At 60.2% G+C, this 20064-nt stretch carries 18 protein-coding genes; 6 read left to right on the top strand and 12 right to left on the bottom strand.

Going from position 1 to position 20064, the window contains the following annotated elements:
- The first annotated feature begins 150 nt into the window (after positions 1–150).
- Positions 151–909 carry a DeoR/GlpR family DNA-binding transcription regulator gene (locus tag ACEWPJ_RS07945; protein ID WP_416512249.1) on the top strand — a complete coding sequence of 253 codons (759 nt, stop codon included), beginning with the start codon at positions 151–153 and terminating at the stop codon, positions 907–909.
- On the opposite strand, the gene cueR is transcribed toward ACEWPJ_RS07945, so the two are convergent.
- Together cueR and ACEWPJ_RS07935 are read right to left on the bottom strand one after the other, a co-directional pair.
- Positions 896–1303 carry a Cu(I)-responsive transcriptional regulator gene (gene cueR / locus ACEWPJ_RS07940; RefSeq protein ID WP_416512247.1) on the bottom strand — a complete coding sequence of 136 codons (408 nt, stop codon included), beginning with the start codon at positions 1301–1303 and terminating at the stop codon, positions 896–898. The genes ACEWPJ_RS07945 and cueR overlap by 14 nt on opposite strands.
- Positions 1300–3606: a heavy metal translocating P-type ATPase gene (locus ACEWPJ_RS07935; protein ID WP_416512246.1), complete on the bottom strand. Its 2307-nt coding sequence runs from the start codon at positions 3604–3606 to the stop codon at positions 1300–1302. The genes cueR and ACEWPJ_RS07935 overlap by 4 nt, the downstream gene beginning before the upstream one ends.
- 281 nt (positions 3607–3887) lie before the next feature.
- Here ACEWPJ_RS07935 and ACEWPJ_RS07930 point away from each other — a divergent pair, with 281 nt between their 5' ends.
- The 3 genes from ACEWPJ_RS07930 to ACEWPJ_RS07920 are packed head-to-tail and all read left to right on the top strand — an operon-like array spanning position 3888 to position 6159.
- Positions 3888–4595, top strand: a complete 708-nt coding sequence (locus ACEWPJ_RS07930) for an ABC transporter permease (protein ID WP_416512245.1) — start codon at positions 3888–3890, stop codon at positions 4593–4595.
- Positions 4588–5328, top strand: coding sequence for an ATP-binding cassette domain-containing protein (locus ACEWPJ_RS07925; RefSeq protein WP_416512244.1), 741 nt, complete (start codon positions 4588–4590; stop codon positions 5326–5328). The genes ACEWPJ_RS07930 and ACEWPJ_RS07925 overlap by 8 nt, the downstream gene beginning before the upstream one ends.
- A 12-nt stretch (positions 5329–5340) precedes the next feature.
- Complete coding sequence (locus ACEWPJ_RS07920) at positions 5341–6159, top strand: substrate-binding domain-containing protein (protein ID WP_416512242.1); 819 nt, start codon at positions 5341–5343, stop codon at positions 6157–6159.
- On the opposite strand, the gene ACEWPJ_RS07915 is transcribed toward ACEWPJ_RS07920, so the two are convergent.
- Both ACEWPJ_RS07915 and ACEWPJ_RS07910 read right to left on the bottom strand, forming a co-directional pair.
- Complete coding sequence (locus tag ACEWPJ_RS07915; RefSeq protein WP_416512240.1) at positions 6156–6857, bottom strand: RlmE family RNA methyltransferase; 702 nt, start codon at positions 6855–6857, stop codon at positions 6156–6158. The two genes, ACEWPJ_RS07920 and ACEWPJ_RS07915, sit on opposite strands and share 4 nt — an antisense overlap.
- Positions 6858–6859: 2 nt before the next feature.
- Complete coding sequence (locus ACEWPJ_RS07910) at positions 6860–7975, bottom strand: Ppx/GppA phosphatase family protein (protein WP_416512238.1); 1116 nt, start codon at positions 7973–7975, stop codon at positions 6860–6862.
- A 223-nt stretch (positions 7976–8198) separates the two neighbouring features.
- On the opposite strand from ACEWPJ_RS07910, the gene ACEWPJ_RS07905 reads away from it, so the two are divergent.
- Positions 8199–11225, top strand: coding sequence for an aminotransferase class III-fold pyridoxal phosphate-dependent enzyme (locus ACEWPJ_RS07905; RefSeq protein ID WP_416512236.1), 3027 nt, complete (start codon positions 8199–8201; stop codon positions 11223–11225).
- Here ACEWPJ_RS07905 and phoB read toward each other — a convergent pair.
- The 7 genes from phoB to ACEWPJ_RS07870 form a co-directional block, all read right to left on the bottom strand.
- Positions 11222–11911, bottom strand: coding sequence for a phosphate regulon transcriptional regulator PhoB (phoB, locus tag ACEWPJ_RS07900; RefSeq protein ID WP_416512234.1), 690 nt, complete (start codon positions 11909–11911; stop codon positions 11222–11224). The two genes, ACEWPJ_RS07905 and phoB, sit on opposite strands and share 4 nt — an antisense overlap.
- Positions 11911–12630, bottom strand: coding sequence for a phosphate signaling complex protein PhoU (phoU, locus tag ACEWPJ_RS07895; RefSeq protein WP_416512232.1), 720 nt, complete (start codon positions 12628–12630; stop codon positions 11911–11913). Before phoU ends, phoB begins: the two co-directional genes overlap by 1 nt.
- A gap of 11 nt (positions 12631–12641) precedes the next feature.
- Entirely contained in the window at positions 12642–13439 is a 798-nt protein-coding gene (gene pstB, locus ACEWPJ_RS07890; RefSeq protein WP_416512230.1) for a phosphate ABC transporter ATP-binding protein PstB, read from the bottom strand.
- 9 nt (positions 13440–13448) lie between these two features.
- Positions 13449–14774 carry a phosphate ABC transporter permease PstA gene (pstA, locus tag ACEWPJ_RS07885; RefSeq protein ID WP_416512229.1) on the bottom strand — a complete coding sequence of 442 codons (1326 nt, stop codon included), beginning with the start codon at positions 14772–14774 and terminating at the stop codon, positions 13449–13451.
- Positions 14771–15994: a phosphate ABC transporter permease subunit PstC gene (pstC, locus tag ACEWPJ_RS07880; RefSeq protein ID WP_416512227.1), complete on the bottom strand. Its 1224-nt coding sequence runs from the start codon at positions 15992–15994 to the stop codon at positions 14771–14773. The genes pstA and pstC overlap by 4 nt, the downstream gene beginning before the upstream one ends.
- Before the next feature lie 64 nt (positions 15995–16058).
- Positions 16059–17087 (bottom strand): substrate-binding domain-containing protein, encoded by a 1029-nt coding sequence (locus tag ACEWPJ_RS07875; protein WP_416512226.1) that lies wholly within the window; start codon positions 17085–17087, stop codon positions 16059–16061.
- Positions 17088–17216: 129 nt separating this feature from the next.
- A complete protein-coding gene (locus tag ACEWPJ_RS07870) occupies positions 17217–18323 on the bottom strand; it encodes an ATP-binding protein (RefSeq protein WP_416512224.1) in 1107 nt (368 codons plus the stop codon).
- A gap of 171 nt (positions 18324–18494) precedes the next feature.
- Here ACEWPJ_RS07870 and ACEWPJ_RS07865 point away from each other — a divergent pair, with 171 nt between their 5' ends.
- Positions 18495–18866, top strand: coding sequence for a hypothetical protein (locus ACEWPJ_RS07865; protein ID WP_416512222.1), 372 nt, complete (start codon positions 18495–18497; stop codon positions 18864–18866).
- Here ACEWPJ_RS07865 and ACEWPJ_RS07860 read toward each other — a convergent pair.
- Complete coding sequence (locus ACEWPJ_RS07860) at positions 18847–20043, bottom strand: trans-sulfuration enzyme family protein (protein WP_416512220.1); 1197 nt, start codon at positions 20041–20043, stop codon at positions 18847–18849. The genes ACEWPJ_RS07865 and ACEWPJ_RS07860 overlap by 20 nt on opposite strands.
- Between the last annotated feature and the right edge of the window lie 21 nt (positions 20044–20064).

Below are 20064 nucleotides of genomic sequence, written 5' to 3'. Positions count from 1 at the left end.
ATGACCATGTAAACGAAGCGTGTAACTTATGGAAAAAAGCGCGATAGAAACGCTATCACCGATCAAAACGCCTCTCAGAATCAACAAAATTCTTGCGCTTCGCTTCTCTTCGCGACAAAGTCGCGCATAATCGAACATTGGCAGCACGACATGGCTCAGAACTTCCGCGAACCCGACATTCTGAATATCGCCCGGACCGAAGGAAAGGTGCTGGTCGAAGACCTCGCTCGACGCTTCGGCGTGAGCGTTCAGACGATCCGCCGCGACCTAAGCGATCTGGCTGATGCGGGCAAACTCGAACGGGTGCATGGAGGCGCAGTCTTGCCTTCTGCCGTGTCCAATATCGGCTACGAAGACCGCCGCGGGCTGCATGACGCGGCGAAAGCCGACATCGCCCGCCGCTGCGCGGAGGCGATTCCCGATGGGGCCTCGCTGTTCCTCAACATCGGCACCAGCACCGAGGCCGTGGCCCGCGCCCTGCTCCACCACACCAATCTGATGGTGGTTACCAATAACATGAACGTCGCGAATATCCTCGTCGCGAACACCGACTGTCAGATTATGGTCGCGGGCGGCATGTTACGCCGATCAGATGGCGGATTGGTCGGTGACATGGCGGCCAGAAGCATTGAACAATTCAAGGTCGATTACGCGGTGATCGGCTGCTCTGCGCTTGATGCGGATGGCGACTTGCTGGATTTCGACGTGCAGGAGGTCGGCGTGAGCAAAGCGATCATCCGACAAGCGCGGCGGGTGTTTTTGGTGGCCGACCATTCAAAGTTTCAACGCAGCGCCCCGGTGCGGATTGCATCGTTGAGGGACATGAGCACGCTATTCACCGACGCGCCCCTATCGCCTCCGCTTACCGATCTTTGCGCCCGGTGGGACACGACGGTCAGTTACGGCTAGTCCCATCGTCACCCACCGCGAGGTCATTTAATATCGGGCAATCCGGCCGATCGTCGCCTGCGCACGCCTCAACCAGCGCGCCGAGCGTTGCGCGCAACTCCTGCAACTCTGCGATCTTCTCGTCGATCCTGACCAGATGTTCCGATGCGATGGTTTTAACGTCCGAACTCGTCCGCGTGTGATCTTCGTACAGCGCAAGAAGGCCACGACAATCCTCAATCGAAAACCCCAACGACCGCGCGCGGCCCAGAAAGCTGAGTTTGTGCAGGTCGTTGCTGGCAAAACTGCGATATCCGTTCGCGTCCCGTGCTGGTGCAACAAGGCCAATATCCTCGTAATATCTGATCGTTTTCGCGGGCAGCCCGGTGCGATCCGCCGCGTCACCGATATTCATGTCTGCACCTCCTGCGGGATCGCGCGGCCAGCGGTTTCTGCTGGCGCTCTTTTGGGTGTATCTGCTTTCAACGCCGGTTCCACAAACCGCAGGCGAAGCGCGTTTGTCAGGACAAACACGCTCGACAGCGCCATCGCACCTGCGGCCATCATCGGTGACAGCAGCATACCCGCGAAGGGATAGAGAACGCCCGCCGCGACCGGGATCAGCAACGCGTTATAGCCAAACGCCCAGCCGAGGTTCTGCCGGATATTGCGCATCGTCCGACCGCTGATTTCAAGCGCATTGACGACGCCCGTCAGATCACCGGACATCAACACGACATCCGCAGCCTCAATCGCAACGTCCGTGCCGGTGCCGACCGCGATACCGACGTCAGCGGCGGCCAGCGCGGGCGCGTCATTGATCCCGTCGCCAACGAACGCGACGCGGCCAGTGGCGCCGCGCAGTTCTTCGACCGCGTCAATCTTGCCGCCGGGCAGCACATCCGCGACGATGTGGTCGACGCCAAGCTGCGCGGCGATAACCTCTGCCGTTGCCCGGTTGTCGCCCGTCACCATCGCGACCTTCAGCCCACGGGCTTTGATCGCGTCGACCGCGTCTGCACTCATCGGCTTGGCGGGGTCGGCCACACCGAGCAAAGCCGCAAGCTGACCGTCAACTGCCGCGTAGATCGGTGTTTTACCAGCGCGGGCGAGGGCGTTGGCGGCGTCGGACATTGTATCGGTCGCAATGCCGTGACGGTCCATCAACCGCCCTGCGCCAACGAGGATGGATTGGCCCTCTACGACCGCCTCAACCCCAAAACCAGTCACTGAATCGAATTCGCTCGTTTCAAGTGCTTGCAGCCCCCTGCCCTCCGCCGCCCGCACGATGGCCTGTGCGATGGGATGTTCTGACCGGGCCTCAACGGCGGCGACCCATTGCAAGACGCTGTCGGAGTCAAACCCCTCTGCCAACTCGACATCCGTCAACTCCGGTTGTCCGGCCGTGAGGGTTCCGGTCTTGTCAAAGGCGATCACATCTACGTCTTGTAAGCGCTGCAGCGCGTCGCCCCGCCGGAACAACACACCAAGCGATGCGGCACGGCCCGTGCCGACGATGATCGATGTTGGCGTCGCAAGCCCCATCGCACAGGGGCACGCGATAATCAGAACGGAGACTCCGGCGACCAGCGCAGCCCCGATCCCCGGCCCGACCGACAGCCAGACGATGACCGTCAGCGCAGCAATCATAATAACCACCGGCACGAACCACGCAGTCACGCGATTGACGAGGTTTTCGATGGGCAGCTTCGCGCCTTGCGCAGCCTCGACCATCTTGATCACCTGCGACAGCACCGTATCGCGTCCAACCGCTGTGACTGAAATCGACAGCGCTCCGGTGCCGTTGATCGTGCCGCCGACGACGCTGTCGCCGCTGGTTTTCTCTACCGGAACAGGCTCACCCGTCACCATGCTTTCGTCGACGAACGACCGGCCATCTACAACATCGCCGTCACTGGCAATCCGCTCTCCTGGTCGGGTCTGGATGATGTCGCCGACGACCAACTCCGCGATCGGCAGATCTTGAACTTGCCCCGCCCGTTCGACGCGCGCGGTTTTGGGGCGCAAGCCGACAAGTTTGCGGATTGCGTCGCCTGTGCGGCCACGCGCGCGCGCTTCCAGCCACCGCCCCAGCAGGATCAACGTCACGATCACCGCTGCGGCCTCGAAATACACAAATCGCGCGTCGTCGGGCAGCAAACCCGGCGCGAATGTCGCGATGGTCGAATACCCCCAAGCCGCCGACGTGCCGAGCGCGACGAGGGAGTTCATTTCCGGTTTCCCACTCAGCAACGCCGGAACACCTTTGGCAAAGAACGGGCGCCCCGCCCAGAACATTACCGTCGTTGTCAGCACAAACTGGATCAGCCAGTTTGCCTGCATCCCGATCGTCCGCGCGATCAAGTCATGGACAGCGGTGAACATATGCCCGCCCATCGCCAGCGCGACGACCGGCAGTGTCAGCAGTGCGGCGATCAGCACGCGTCGTTTCATCTCATCCGCTTCGGAGGAGTTGCGCACGCCCTCCGCGTCGTCCGAACGCACCTCGGCCGGATAACCCGCGTCAGTCGCGGTTTGGGCAAGGTCGGCGGCGGTCATAGCCCCGTCCTGATACTCCACATGCGCGCTGTGCGTGGCGAGGTTGACCCGTGCGGACACCACTCCGGGCGCATCGGTCAGAGCGGTTTCGACCCGTCGGACGCAGGATGCACAGGACATTCCGTCGAGAGTGAGGGTCGCTTGCGATGTTGGTTTCATTCCATCCTCGACATGGTTTTGATCTTGGTCACCACCTCACATAAGGCTTCCAGTAAGTGGAAGGTCAAGGTGTGTTTGGAACATTTGTGGTGCGACAGAATGCACTGATGATTCGCGCTGATCAGCGAAAGGCCGCGACGGACCGAACTCCGTCGGTCTTCTCGCATCAAACCCGACGCCCGCCAAACCGTTTGCGTCACGACTTGTTCGTTTCACGCCGCGCCGATTGACAACGGACAAGCGAGCGAAAATGATCGGGACCGACGACAGGAGCCTGCCAAATGCAAGATTTCCTTGCTGCATTCCAAGCTGCATTCGGTTTGATCGCCTCAGGCGACCGGGCATTGTATGAGATCGTAGCACTGTCGCTTCAAGTCACCTTCAGCGCGGTGTTCCTTGCGACGCTGGTGGGCCTGCCGCTTGGCGCGATCCTCGCGATAGGTCGCTTTCCGGGGCGCGGGTTTCTGACGGTCGCGGTCAGCGCGTCGATGGGCCTGCCGCCGGTTGTCGTCGGCCTTGGCCTATATATGGTGCTAAGCCAGGCCGGACCGCTCGCGGTTTTGCAACTGCTTTACACGCCGACCGCGATGATTATCGCGCAGTTCATACTCGTAACGCCGATCATCGCGGCAATCTCCCGTCAGGTATTGGTTGAGATCCACCGCGAATACGACGAAACCCTCCGCGCGATGCGGGCGAGTGGTCGGCAGGTGATGATGACTATCCTGTGGGACGCCCGCCCGCAGCTTTTGACCGCCGCGCTTGCCGGGCTGGGCCGCGCGTTTGCCGAGGTGGGCGCGGTGATGATCGTTGGCGGGAATATCAACCATGTGACAAGAGTGATGACGACTGCGATTGCGCTTGAAACTTCGAAGGGTGAACTTGCCCTCGCGCTTGGGCTCGGGATCATCTTGCTGGCGCTGTCATTTTCAATCAACGCCGCTGCGATGGCTCTAAGGCCGCGCCGGGGGGCGATTGCCTATGGCTGAAACCCGGATACTCCCCTTCCCGTCGAACACGACTCCGAACGCTGCACCCATCCAGCTCGACGATTTGCACCTGTCGCGTGATGGAAAAGTGCTGCTGGACGGCGTGACGCTCGGCCTTCCGGGGCGCGGGATCACGGCGCTGATGGGGCCGAATGGCGCGGGAAAAAGCCTGCTGTTGAAGGTGATTGCCGGTATTCTGGCCCCGAACCGGGGCCGCGTCAGCCTTCCAAGCGCGATGGAGCATCCGGCGCTTGTCTTTCAGAAACCCGTCCTGCTGCGTCGCACGGTTCGCGCGAACCTGATGCACGCGTTGAAGATGCACAAAATTCCCCGCAAGGAACGGCCCGGCCGTCTTGCCGAACTGCTTGTCATGGCCGACCTCGCGCGCATTTCCGAGGCGCCGGCCCGCGCATTGTCGGGCGGTGAACAACAGCGGCTTGCCATGGTGCGCGCCTTGGCCGCGCGCCCGCGCCTTCTGCTGCTGGATGAACCAACGGCGAGCCTTGATCCAGCCGCAACAGCCGCCATCGAAGCCCTTGCAACGCGCGCGTCCGAGGATGGCGTCAAGCTGATCCTGATTACGCATGATCGCGGCCAAGCCGCACGGCTGGCGGACGACATTGCCTTCTTGCATCGCGGCAAGATAACGGAGCATACGAAGGCATCCGAATTCCTCGACTCGCCGCGCTCAGCCCAAGCACGCGCTTATGTTTCGGGCGAACTGCTACTCTAAGGAAATAACATTATGCGCCGACTTCTCCTTGCCCTCGCGCCGGTCTTCTTTGCGACTTCTGCGGTCGCGGAAACCCCGTTCATCATCGTTCAATCGACGACGTCGACCCAGAACTCCGGCCTGTACGACGCAATCCTGCCCCAGTTTCAGGAGGCTGCGGATATCGAGGTGCGGGTCGTTGCGGTCGGGACCGGCCAAGCGCTGAAGAACGCGCAGAACTGTGATGGCGATGTGTTGCTGGTGCACGCGAAATCGGCGGAGGAAAAATTCGTCGAAGACGGCTTTGGCCTGTCGCGATCCGACGTGATGTATAACGATTTTATCATTGTTGGCCCGGCAAATGACCCCGCCCAAATCCATCAGCTTGGCTCCGCATCCGCGGCACTGACCGCCATCGCGTCGACGGAGGAGCCTTTCGCCTCACGCGGGGATGACAGCGGCACTCATAAGAAAGAACGCGCGTTGTGGGAGGATGCGGTCATCGACCCGAATATCGGAAGCGGCACATGGTATCGCGAAACCGGCTCCGGCATGGGGGCTACGCTGAACGCCGCCATCGGCATGAACGCCTATACGATCACCGACCGGGCGACGTGGCTTGCCTTTGGGAACAAGGAACAGCACGGTATTTTGCTAGAGGGCGATGACGCGCTGTTTAACCAATACGGCGTCATCGCCGTGAACCCCGCCGCTTGCCCGAATGTGAAGCAGGAAGAAGGGCAGATATTCATTGATTGGCTGCTGTCCGAAGAAGGCCAGACCGCGATCGGAGAGTATCGCGTCGAGGGGCAGCAATTGTTCTTTCCGAACGGTGACGGAACGCCGCTTTAGCCGCGGAACCCTGTTGCGACGACGAACTTTTCCGAACTATCAGATCGGCTCGCCGGGGGTTTCATATTCGCGACCTTGGTGAACTTCTGCTTCAGCAGTTTCTGCAGTTCCCCTTCCGCGCCACCGGCCAGCACCTTCGCAACGAAGGTGCCGCCATCATCCAGCACGTCGAACGCGAAATACGCCGCAGCCTCGCACAATGCGATGATGCGCAAATGGTCGGTCTGCTTGTGACCGGAGCTTGCGGCGGCCATGTCGGACATCACGACATCAGCCTTGCCATCCAGCCATCCCTTGACGGTTTCGTCCGCGTCATCCGCCATGAAGTCGAGAACGTGAATTTCCGCACCCGCAATCGGCTCCACCTCTTGCAGATCGACGCCGAGGACCGTTCCGACCTTCTTGCCGGGCTTCTCGCCTAACGCATTGACGCGCTTCACCGCAACCTGACACCACCCACCGGGGGCGCAGCCAAGGTCAACGACCCGCGCGCCGGGCACGAGAAAGCGATATTTATCGTCGATTTCCAATATCTTGAACGCCGCCCGGCCCCGATATCCCTCGACCTGTGCCCGCTTTACATATGGGTCATTCAACTGACGTTCCAGCCAAAGGGTAGAGCTTAGCTTCCGCCCCCGTGCGCTTTTGACTTTCACTCTCAGGTCGCGCTCTCCGCGCCCGCTCGTCTTCTTCGTCATGGTCAGTAATGTCCGTCTTCCAGAACGCCATCCGCGCTCATCAATGCGTATAGCAGCCCTTCGCGCAGACCGCGATCCGCGACCGACAGACGGTCCGTCGGCCAGATGCGCATCAACGCCTGCAAAATCGCCGAACCCGACATAATCAGCGTGGCCCGGTCACGTCCGATCCGCGGATCGCTGCGCCGTCCGTTGGGGCCGAGGTTGAGGTAGCCGTGGATCACCTTGTCGATCTGATCGGTCGTCATCCGCAACCCGTCGACTTTGTTGCGATCATAGCGCCGCAGCCCAAGGTGTGACGCGGCAACCGTCGTCACGGTGCCGGACGTTCCAATAATCTGGAACCCCTCGCGGATGTGGTTGCTTTCGTAGGGTGCGAATTCGCGCAGGTTTTCCTCAAAATGCCAGCTCATCAGCGCGAAACGGGCGGAGTCGTCTTCGACATCATCAAATTGTTCGCGCAGTGTCGCGACGCCCAGAGGGACAGAGATCCAGTCAACCACACGCGCCGCCGGGAACGGTGTGCCGTCCTCTGGCCGGAACCCCGAATGAAGTCGCATGATCGCGCGGGGGCGTTCGACACTTGGCACTTTCGAGAGGTCGATCCAGACGAGTTCCGTCGAACCACCGCCAATATCGACAACCAGCAATTGCTCGGTCTTGGTCGACACCAACGGCGCGCAACTGATTACGGCCAGCCGCGCCTCTTCCTCCGGTTGGATCACCTCAAGCTTCAGCCCGGTTTCCCGCTTCACATGCCGAATGAAATCGCCGGAATTGCGCGCACGGCGGCAGGCTTCGGTCGTGACCAGCCGCATCCGCCGAACATTGTGATGTTTCAGCTTTTTCTGGCAAATCCTAAGCGCCTGAATCGTGCGATAGATTGAATTTCGGGACAACCGCCCGGTCGCCTCGAGACCCGCCCCAAGCTGGACGGATTTCGAAAAGCTATCGACCACATGGAACTGGTTGCCCTTCGGTTGGGCGACCAACATGCGGCAAGAATTTGTCCCCAGATCAAGCGCAGCATAGAGCTGGGCCGGGTCTGGGCGAGTCGGCGCGGGTGGCTCAACCGCTTTCGGGAACGCGCCCGCACCATCGGGACGCTTGGGCGCCATCGTCGCCCTCCATTTCAAGTTGAGATCAGAGTAGCGACCGAGCGGCGCACGCGCAAGATAGCAGATCGTCTTGGATCGCATCAGCGAGGTCCGGGCGACCGCCACCTACCCAAGCTTTTCGCATGACTAACCAATGAATTATCGCGTTTCAAAGGATCGACAGAGCGCGGGTTCAATGCAACCTTGACTGTGTTGCAACAGCAGTCTGGAACCGGAGGCGAAATTGCTTGATCACTGGCGAACTCTCCTGAAATCGCATTGGGGAATTGCGGCGTCTTTGCACCAGTTGAACGGGGAATATGACCTCAACTTCATGGTGAAATGCGATGACGGGAAACGCTTTATCCTGAAAGTCATGCGCGACGGCTGTGCGCGTGATCTGATCGATATGCAGATCGCGGCCTTGGCGTTCGTCGCGGAGAATGACCCGGCCCTGCCCGTTCCGCGCGTCGTTCAGAGTATTGACGGAGAGGCCATCGTCAGCCTGCAAGACGAAGGAGGCGCAAACCGGCTCTGCTGGCTGCAAACCTGCCTTGAGGGCGTCACCTACGCTCGTTTTAAGCCCAAGTCCGCCAAACTGATCCGCGATCTGGGCGAAAAGCTTGGTCGCTTGGATGTCGCGCTGCGTGGATTCAAGCACGCCGCACTTTCCCGAGACTTCAAGTGGAACCTCGTTGGGGCGGATTGGATCACGTCGAAGCTCGACCTGATTGATGAGCCGACGCGGCGCGAGCTGCTCGCCGACATCCTTGCCGCTTTCGCGGATATCAAGCCAGAACTGACGCGCCTTCCCGCGGTCGCCATTCACAACGATGTGAATGATCACAACATCTTGGCGCACATATCTCATTCAACAACGGCAAACGTAACCGGCCTGATCGATTTCGGCGACATGTGCGCCGCACCTCGGATCTGCGAACTCGCCATCGCTGCCGCTTACGTCGTGCTGGATCACGAGACGCCCGAAGCCGCGCTCTCAGACCTCGTTGCCGGGTATCACGCCGCGGCCCCTCTGACTGCGGAGGAGGTCGATCTGATTTGGCCGCTTCTGCGGATGCGTCTGGCGGTGAGTGTGGTGAATTCGACAGAGATGGCGAAAGAAAACCCGGGCGACCCGTATGTCACGATCTCCCAAGCGCCGGCCTGGCGGTTTTTGGAGCGTTTTCCGACCCCGCCCACGCTTATCAACGCCCGCCTGCGCGCGGCTTGCAGCCTTCCGGTCGTTGATCACGCCCCCTGCGTTATGGAGTGGCTGGACGCGCAGCGCGGCACATTTGCCGACCTCTTCGGGCGAGTTTTGTCGGATGCGCCGATGGGATCGCTGTCGGTCGAATCCAGCACTTGGCCACAAAATCCATTCGATATGCCAACGGAAGAGGCCGCACGCGTCGGGGAGGAGTTCACCGAGGCCCACGAAATCTGGCTGGGCTATTACAAGGAACCGCGCCTGATTTACACGTCGCCTGCCTTCCGCGCTGGCCAGCATAAGTCTAGCAGTCGGCGCACCGTTCATCTGGCAATCGATGTCTTCGCCCCGGCGGACACCCCGCTTTTCGCACCGTTCGACGGCACGGTATACGCCGTCGAAAACCGCGATCATCACCTCGATTATGGCGGGGTGGTTATTCTTGAACATGGAACCCCGGATGGCGATCCGTTCTTCACGCTGTACGGTCATCTCAACTCCGATGTCGTCTCATCATTAAGCGTAGGCGCTAAGATACTGAAAGGGAATGCATTCTGCCGACTTGGTGTAGTCAGTCAGAACGGCGGTTGGGCGCCCCACGTGCACTTCCAGCTCGCGCTGACAACAGAGGGGATGGGCGACGACTGGCCCGGTGTAGCGGACCCCGACGATCTTCAACTTTGGACGGGAATCTGTCCAAATCCGGCAGCACTGCTGAACTTGCCGGATGAAAAGGTTGCATTCCAACCCATTGATAAGAAATCCGTTCAGGAGCGCCGGAGCACCTATTTCGGCCCGAACCTCAAACTCAGTTACGACGATCCCGTGATGTTCGTCCGGGGCTGGCGCCACCATCTGTTTGACCAATGGGGGCGGCCTTACCTCGACGCCTATAACAACGTGCCGCATGTCGGCCATGCGCATCCGCGTATTCAGGCCGTCGCCGCGGATCAGCTGAAACGTTTGAATACAAACACGCGCTATCTGCACCCCGCGCAGGCCGCGTTTGCGGAGAAGATTACGTCCAAACTGCCCGACCAACTCAGCGTGTGCTTTTTCGTTAATTCGGGGACAGAGGCGAACGAACTCGCGCTTCGTTTGGCGCGGGCGCATACCGGCGGGAAAGCGATGATAACGCCCGATCACGGCTATCATGGCAATACGACCGGCGCGATGGATATCTCAGCCTACAAGTTCAACGCGCCGGGCGGAGCGGGTCAGCCGGATTGGGTGGAATTGGTTGAGGTTGCCGATGATTATCGCGGTAGCTTTGATCGGCAAGATGCTGATCGTGCGAAGAAATTAGCGATTTTTGTTGACGACGCCATTGCCCGGATCGCCACCAAAGACGGCAAGCTCGCCGGGTTCATTGCTGAAACATTCCCAAGCGTCGGTGGCCAGATCATCCCGCCGAATGGCTATCTTCCCGCTGTTTATGACCGCATCCGCGCCGCGGGCGGTATCTGCATCGCGGACGAGGTGCAGACGGGGCTTGGGCGATTGGGCCACCACTATTTCGGTTTTGAACATCAGGGGGCCGTTCCCGACATTGTTGTGATGGGCAAACCCATCGGCAACGGGCATCCACTTGGCGTGCTGGTGACGACCCCGGCCATCGCCGAGAGTTTCGCGCAGGGGCCGGAGTTCTTTTCGACCTTCGGCGGGTCCACCCTGTCTTGCCGTATAGGCAAGGAGGTGTTGGATATCGTGGACGACGAAGGGCTGATGGAGAATGCCCGCAATATGGGGGATCGCCTGCTGGCTTCGCTCGCAGACCTCAAGAATCACCACACGGCGATTGGCGATGTTCGCGGTATGGGACTATTTGTCGGCGTTGACCTCGTCACTGATCGCCAAGCCAAGACCCCGGCCACCGCGCTTGCGTCTTACGTTAAGAACCGCTTGCGGGAATGCCGTATTCTGGTCGGAACCGAGGGCCCCGCTGATAATATCTTGAAAATCCGCCCGCCCCTCACGATTGACACAGAAGATATTGATCTGATTGTCAAAACACTCGACAGCATCCTGTCGGAAACGGCCAGCGCCGCACATTTGGACACCTAGCCAAGCGCGTATCCCGCGCCGCGGACTGTTCGCACTGGATCATCGCCGCCGCCTTTGGTCAGCGCCTTGCGCAGTCGTCCGATGTGAACATCTACCGTGCGGGTATCGACATAAATGTCGCGCCCCCACACGCGGTCGAGCAGTTGCTCGCGCGACCAGACCCGCCCCGGTTTTTCCATGAATGTCGTCAGCAGACGAAACTCCGTCGGGCCAAGCTTGATCAGGGTGTCGCCGCGAAAAACCTTGTGGGTTTCGGCGTCCAGCACGATGTCGTCGAAGGTCAACCGCTCTCCGACCGATGCGGGGCGCACGCGACGAAGCTGGTTTTTGACCCGCGCCATCAGTTCAGCGACCGAATAGGGTTTGACGATGTAATCATCCGCGCCGGTTTCCAGACCGCGCACCCGATCCAGCTCTTCCGACCGGGCAGAGAGCATGATGACCGGCACGTTTTTCGTCTCGGCCCGGGTTTTCAACCTGCGGCAAATTTCGATGCCCGATACGTTCGGCAGCATCCAGTCGAGCAAGATCAGATCGGGCGCGTCCTCGTCAACAAGCAACAGCGCCTCCTCCCCGTTCTCGGCCCGGCTGACACGAAATCCCTCGGCCTCAAGGTTGTAGGCCAATACCTCCCGCTGTGCCGGTTCGTCCTCTACCACAAGAACAGTCGGCTGGTCGGCTGACATCAGCTCTCCTCCCCGACGTCGGGATCAAGATATCCGGTCGTCGCCTTCGGTCTGCTGTCATCAGGCAGATCTCCGGTCGCAAGATAAATGACCTGTTCCGCGATCGAGGTCACATGGTCGCCCATCCGTTCGATGTTTTTCGCGATAAAGTGCAGGTGCATACAGGCCGTGATGTTGCGCGGGTCTTCCATCATGAAGGTCAGGAATTCGCGGAACAGCGCGTTATACATCTGATCGACTTCGTGATCGCGCTGGCGGACATCCTCGGCCAATTGCGCGTCGCGCTGGATATAGGCGTCCAGCGCGTCTTTCAGCATCACTTCGACTTCCTTGGCCATCCGTCGAATGGCTCCGGGCGTTCCGTTGATGACAGGCATCTGAACCAGCACCGAAGTCCGCTTGGCGAGGTTCTTCGAATAATCGCCGATCCGCTCAAGATTGCCGGAGATTTTCATGACCGTCAGAACCGTGCGCAGGTCGGTGCCCATCGGCGCGCGCAGAGCAATCAATCGCGCGGCCTCTTCATTCACCTGCTCTTCCAGCGCGTCAATGGCCTTGTCGGCCTTGCGCACTTGCTCGGCTAATTCCTCGTCCCGTGCCTCAAGCGAACGGGCGCTATCAAGGATCGCGGCTTCGACCAGCCCGCCCATCTTCATGATCTGCGCCTGAATACCCTCAAGATCGCGGTCGAAGGCCGACGCGATGTGTTGGTCCTGCATGGAGCCCTCCATCAACCGATCCTCCCGGTGATATAGCTTTCGGTCCGCGGATCGCTTGGGTTTGTGAATATCTGTCCGGTTTCGCCGAATTCGACGAGATTACCGAGGTGGAAGAAGGCCGTTTTCTGACTGACACGTGCGGCCTGTTGCATCGAGTGGGTTACGATCACGACCGAATAACGCTTGCGCAGCTCATCGATCAGTTCTTCGACCTGCGCCGTCGCGATGGGATCAAGGGCAGAGCAAGGTTCATCCATCAGCAGCACCTCAGGTTCGGTCGCGATCGCCCGTGCGATGCAAAGGCGCTGTTGCTGACCGCCGGAAAGTCCGGTGCCCGGCGCGTCGAGCCTGTCCTTGACCTCATCCCAGATCGCGCCACGGCGGAGCGCCTTTTCAACGATCTCATCAAGTTCGGCCTTCGACCGAGAAAGTCCGTGAATACGCGGGCCGTAAGCGACATTGTCGTAGATCGACTTTGGAAACGGGTTCGGTTTCTGGAACACCATGCCGACCTTGGCGCGCAACTGCACCGGATCGACCTTGGGGTCGTAGATGTCCTCTCCGTCAAGCAGGATGTTCCCTTCGACACGGCAGATGTCGATTGTGTCGTTCATCCGGTTCAGGCATCGCAGGAAAGTCGACTTGCCGCAGCCCGACGGGCCGATGAAGGCCGTGACGGTCTTGTCGGTGATATCGACGTCGACGTCGCGGATCGCCTGCGCTTCGGCATAGTAGACCTGCACGCCGCGCGCGGAAATTTTTGTATCTTTCACGTCCACGGCTCTCTCCGTCAGTGTCATGTCATTCATCATCTGTCCTCACCAGCGGCGTTCGAAGCGACGGCGCAGCAGGATCGCAACCGCGTTCATTGTAACAAGAAAGATCAGCAACACTATGATCGCGCCCGATGCCCGTTCGACAAAGGCCGGATCAGCGCGTTGCGTCCAGTTGTAGACCTGAATCGGCAATGCGGATGCGGGGTCAAAGAAGCCTTCCGGCGGCGCGTCGGGAAATTCCTTCACGAAGGCGACCATGCCGATCAGCAGCAACGGAGCGGTTTCGCCCAAGGCTTGCGCCAATCCGATGATCGTGCCGGTCAGGATACCCGGCGCGGCGAGCGGCAGAACGTGGTGGAACACCGACTGCATCTTCGACGCACCAACGCCAAGCGCGGCATCCCGGATCGACGGCGGCACCGATTTCAGGCTGGCGCGGGTTGCGATGATGATGGTCGGCAGGGTCATCAGCGTCAGAACCAGGCCGCCGACGATTGGTGCTGATTGCGGCAGCCCGGCGAAGTTGATGAAGATCGCGAGGCCGAGGATACCGAACACGATAGACGGAACGGCGGCGAGGTTGGAGATGTTGACCTCGATCAGATCGGTCCAGCGGTTTTTCGGCGCGAACTCCTCCAGATAGATCGACGCGGCGACACCGATTGGCAGGGACAGGACCAGCACGATGATCATCATGTAGAGCGATCCGAGGATCGCAACACCAAGGCCGGCAGATTCCGGTCGCTGGTCGGACGCATCTGGCGAGGTCAGGAAGGCCCAGTTGAACCGGGTTTCAAGCAGACCCGCCGCTGCCAATGCATCCGTGATATCAAGCTGCTCCGGTGATACATTGCTATCAAGCGCAGCACTTGCGCGGTCGACGCGGCCCTTTTGGTAGCCGTCGATCCGCCCGTTCGCGAGGAATTCCACGGTGATCGTCTGCCCGACCAGTTCGGGGTTGGCCAGCACGAAGTCGCGCAGCTGCGCCGGCGCATCTTTCGACACGATCGCGCCGACCTCTTTGTCCTTGATCTCCGTTTCAAACCCGATTTCTGCCAGTTGCGCGACAGCCGCATCTCGGATCAGCGGCGCGTAGCCGAAGGTCGAAACCGATTTCATCTCTTCCGGGTCGCGGTTGCCTTCTTTGTCGAGCTTGTCGGCCGACAGCGTCACGTCGAGTGTCAGGTAGGTCTGACGGAACGACCCTGCCCCGTTGCCGATAATCGTGACCAAAAGCAGGATCAACGCGAGAATGCCGACAAAAATCGCGGCTAGACCGTAAACTTTGAACCGTCGCTCGGCCGCGTTCCGCTTTTTCGTGCGCGGGCTTTCGGTGAACAGCGAGGTGTGGTTTGCGGCGTCGCTCATTCATACTGCTCCCGATATTTGCGCACAATGAAGAGCGCGAGGACGTTGAGGCCCAACGTGATGACGAAAAGCGTCAGGCCAAGTGCGAAGGCGACCAGCGTTTCCGGCGCCGCAAAGTCGGTATCGCCCGTCAGTTGGCTGACGATCTTGACGGTTACGGTGGTCATCGCCTCAAACGGGTTCACGGCTTCGCCCAATCCATCGGTCAGTTGCGCGGCGGCAGCACCTGCCCCGAGAACGACGATCATCGTTTCGCCGATGGCGCGCGAGGCCGCCAGAAGAACCGCGCCGACGACGCCGGGCAACGCGGCAGGGACAACAACTTGCCGGATGGTTTCGGATTTCGTTGCGCCAAGGCCAAGCGACCCGTCCCGCATCGCCTGCGGAACGGCCGTGATGATGTCATCGGACAGTGACGACACGAACGGGATCAACATGATCCCCATCACCAACCCGGCGGTCATGACGGATGAGCTGCTTTCGCCAAGCCCCAACGGTTGCGCAAAGTAGTCGCGTAGCATCGGGCCGACCGTCACCAGCGCAAACAGCCCGTAAACAATCGTCGGAATACCGGCGAGGATTTCGATCAGTGGTTTGGCAACCGTGCGAAGCTTCGGTCCTGCATATTCCGACATGTAGATCGCCGCGAACAGGCCAACCGGAACCGCGACCAGCAGCGCGACAAAGCTGATGTAGAGCGTGCCCCAGAGCAGCGGCAGGATGCCCAGCTCGCTGTCTCCGCGGAAATCGGGCGACCATGTCAGGCCAAAGAAGAACTCCGCCGCTGAATACTGCGAAAAGAAGTTCATGGTTTCAAACAGCATCGACAGCACAATGCCAAGCGTTGTGAGGATCGCTATGGACGCCGCGAAAATCAACAGGCCAAGCACCCAGCCTTCGGTCAGGTTCCGCGCCCTGCGATTGGCAGCGGTTTTGGCGAAGGCCCAGGCGCAGCCGATGACCGCGACAACAATGACAGCGATGGCGAGTTCCCATCCGCCCGCCTTGGGCAACAGGTCAAACCGCGCGAGCAGCAACCAAACCATCAAAAGGGCAAGCGCGGGCACAAGCCCGCTCAGCGCTACATTGGCACCGTGATAGACTGGCCGGGAATGAAAGGCGCGACTGTCGTCGCCCACGACCGCTGCACGCGCGCGGCCTGCAACGAAGGCAGAGGCACCCAAAAGCAACAAGGTCAGGATGATCCAGATAAGGGGCATATGCAGCAGCTTTCCAGAAGACAAGCGAAAGGGCGGCCCGGACCGGGCCGCCCTCATTCATGCATTACATGTTGTTTTCGGCTGCGACCGCGGATTGCGTCGCTTCAAGCTCCGGGTCTGCAACCAGACCGTATTCGGCCAGCGGGCCATCCGGGCCTGCAATTTCATCGGCAACAAAGAACTCAGCGTACTCTTTCAGGCCGGGGATCACGCCGATGTGGTCCGCTTTGATGTAGAAGAACAGCGGGCGCGAGACGGGGTATTCGCCAGTCGAAATGGTCTCGGTCGACGGTGCTACGCCGGACATGTTTGCAACTTGCAGCTTGTCGGTGTTGTTTTCGTAGAACGACAGACCGAATACGCCGATGCCTTCCGGATTGGCTTCGATGCGGGCTAGCGTTTCGGTGTAGTCACCGTCGATATCGACCGAACGGCCGTCGGTGCGCAGGCCGATACATGCCTTTTCGGCGGCTTTCTTGTCGCCACCGTTGGCCTCCATCAGAACGTCGAAGTCACCGGTTGCTTCACAACCGGCGAGGATCACCTTGTCCTCGAAGACTTCGCGTGTGCCGTGCTTGGTGCCCGGAACGAACGCCTGGATTTCCTGCTCGGGCAGGTCAGGGTTCACTTCGTTCCACATGGTCACTTCGTTCGTGACGACTTCGCCGTCGACGACGACGGTATCAGACAGCGCACGGTACCAGTCTTCGGGTGTGAATTCGAACGCGTTGCCGTCGATGTCGGACGCAAAAACGATGCCGTCATAACCGATGCGAACTTCGATGATGTTGGTCACGCCGTTTTCGGCACATGCAGCAACTTCGGCTTCCTTGATCGCGCGGGAAGAGTTGGCGATGTCGATAGTTTCTTCGCCTACACCTTCGCAGAACTTCTTGAGACCCGCGGAAGAGCCACCGGATTCAACAACCGGTGTCGGGAAGTCAAAGTTTTCGCCGAAGGCTTCGGCAACGATCGCTGCGTAAGGCAGAACGGTCGAAGAACCGGCAATCTGAATCTGGTCGCGCGCGGTCGCGGCAGTTGCGGACAGCGCAGCAACGGCCAGAACAGAGGCGGAAATTTTCAAACGAGACATCTAAATGCTCCTGTTAACGTTTCGCGGTCACCCCCCGGGCAACCTCGCGGCCTCTCTAGGCCCTGCGCGCAATCCTTTTGTGACAGGCGCGTAACAGTTTTATGACAAAGGGCGGGTTCGCCGAAAAAACTAGCCGGCAGGGTCCGTGGCGGCGGGAAGGATCACCATGAACTGGCTGCCCTGCCCCAACGTGCTTTCGATCTTCAAACGGCCCCGATGCCGATTGACGATATGCTTGACGATCGCAAGCCCGAGGCCAGTGCCGCCCATCTCTCGCGACCGATGGGTGTCGACGCGGTAGAACCGTTCGGTCAGTCGCGCAATATGTTCCGGGGCGATACCGTCGCCATTGTCACGGACGATCAGCCGGTAGCCGGGCGCGCGCAGCGCGGTTTCTTCTTGCGGGCCGGTGATCGAAACCACGACCTCTCCGCCCTTACCGCCATATTTGATCGCGTTTTCGGTCAGGTTGCTGACGACTTGCCGAAGCTGGTCGGAATCGCCGATGACGTTCGTTGGCCCCTCGCCAAGTTCCGCCCGCAACGTCACATCCCGATCATCCGCGAAGGGTCGCAGCGCTTGCAGCACCGAATTGACTTGCGCCGATAGGTCGACCGTTGCGGTTGGCCGTTGGCGTTCGTCATCCTCAACCCGCGACAACGACAGCAAATCGAGCACGAGCCGGTTCATCCGCGCCGCCTCGTTCTCCATGATCGAAAGGAACCGATCCCGCGCCGCCGCGTCATCGCGCGCGGCACCACGTAGCGTTTCTATGAAGCCCGACAAGGCGGTCAGCGGCGTGCGCAGCTCGTGACTGACATTGGCAACGAAATCGCGGCGCATCTGGCCGGCTTCCTCAACCGCCGTGACATCGTCGAGACTAACCAGAACGCTGATGTTGTCGTCCTCGCCGACGACCGGGGCGCAGTGAACCACGTAGGTCGTCTCTCGCCCCGCCTCGTATCCCAGATACCGCGTGTCGCGCGGCCCTGCACCCGCCAGCACTGCCTCGATTGATTCGAGCAGATCCGGCTGCCGCATCACAGTGATGAAGTGGCGATCCAGAATCCCCGGCCCAAACAGCGATTCCGCGGCGGAATTCGCCTGCGTAATCCGCTCATCCGGGCCAATCAGAACGATGGGCAACGGCACAGCGGCCAAGAGGGAAGCGATCTGTTTTTTGTCCACTATGTCGCGCTCGTTTTCTGATCTATCGCGTTGCCTTTCGTGCCACATTTTGAGACATAGGACACCCGACGAAAACAGGCGAAAATCCGCCCGTTTGAAGCCGGTCTATTGTGCGGCCTGTACCAAGTAAACTTTTTTCCCCGTTTTGCCCACGACGACAACGAAAACAAGGCCGCAGGCGCTGGAATGGCGCCTGGGATCGAACAGGTAAGTGCGCGGATGAGCAGTGCAGCCCCGAATGATACAAGCGAACTGATTCTCGTCGTCGGCAATGTCCGCACGTGGATCGCGCAGGGGCGTGAACTGCCGCAGGATTCGGGGTTCCGCTACCTCGACTATGCCGACATGGATGCCGAGGCGCTATCGGACGCGGCACCGAGCATCGTGCTGTCCCCGCTTGTTGCGAACGGGTTTGACGCGCTCGACGTGGCGGCGCGGCTATATACGCTGGGGTTCACCGGACGATACCGCGTTCTGTCACCGAAACTGCCCCATCCCGATATGGTGCTGACAGAACTCCGCGCCCAGGCGCCGGGGATCGATTGTGAGCTTTATCAGGTGACGAACCCGCTTAAACTCCGCGTGGTTTGACGGCGGCCGCGACTGCCTCGGCAAATTCGCGTTTCAGTAGGGCGATATCTTCAACGCCGACGGAAACGCGAAAGAATCCTTCGGAAATCCCGATCGCTTCGCGGGCTGCCGCGTCCAATCCACGGTGCGATGACGATGCCGCGTGCGACAGGGTCGTGCCGATATCGCCGAGTGTTGGGGCAAAGGCGATGTTCGCAGCCGCTTCAGTCAGCGCATTGGCGGCAGCGCGGCCGCCTTCGACCTCAAAGCTCACCATATTGCCACCTTGCCCGCCCAACAGATGCGCAGCACGGTTGTGGTCCGGGTGATCGGCGCGTAGCGGATAAAGCACACGGCGCACACCAGGAAGACCTCCGAGGTGATCGGCAAGCTCCGCCGCGTTTTGTGACGCGCGGTCAAAACGCAGGTCGAACGAATACAGCCCCCTTTCTGCCAGCCAGCAGTCGAACGGGCTGCCGACCATGCCCCAGGTGATAACCGTTGTCGTGATCTGTTCCTGAAGCGCAGGATTTTTCGCAACGACATAGCCCAACATCGCGTCCGAATGCCCGGCGAGCAGCTTGGTGACGGAGTGAATCACAACATCCGCACCGTGATCGAATGGTCGATAGGCGCGCGGCGTGGTGAAGGTGTTATCAACCATCAGCAGCAGGTCGTATTCGCGGGCGAGTTGTGCCAATCCCTCCATATCCGCCACCCGCAGCGTCGGGTTCGATACAACTTCGACAAGGATCGCGCGGGTTTCGGGATGAAGCGCCTTCCGAAACGCCTCAATATCTGTCGGGTCGGCCAAGGTCGCGCCAATCCCGAGGCGCGGCAGATCCTCCTGCATCAGCCGCAGCGACCGCCCATATAGCTGATCGCCTGCGATGATGTGATCGCCCGCATTCAGCAAGCCCAGAACAGCCGCCGTAACCGCCGCCATGCCTGAAGACGTGACGATCCCGCCAACCGCCCCTTCCATCCCGTCGATCTTTGTCGCAAGGATTTGCGCGTTTGGATGCCCCTCCCGCGAATAGGCGAAGCCTTCGGTGCGTCCCTCATACTGCGCGTCGAGCGCGTCTGGATTGCGAGAGGCATAGACGACCGAGGGCTGAAGCGGCGTCCCAACGGGGCGCGACGCGCTCTCTGGCCACGGGGTCCGGCGGATCAGCGATGGACGGTCGGTGTCTGACATGAAGTGGCCCCCGGATTGCGT

Origin of the sequence: Aliiroseovarius sp. YM-037, from assembly GCF_048060095.1 — a bacterium.
GTDB lineage: Bacteria > Pseudomonadota > Alphaproteobacteria > Rhodobacterales > Rhodobacteraceae > JBLUOA01.
This window is presented reverse-complemented; position numbering and strand designations above follow the sequence as displayed.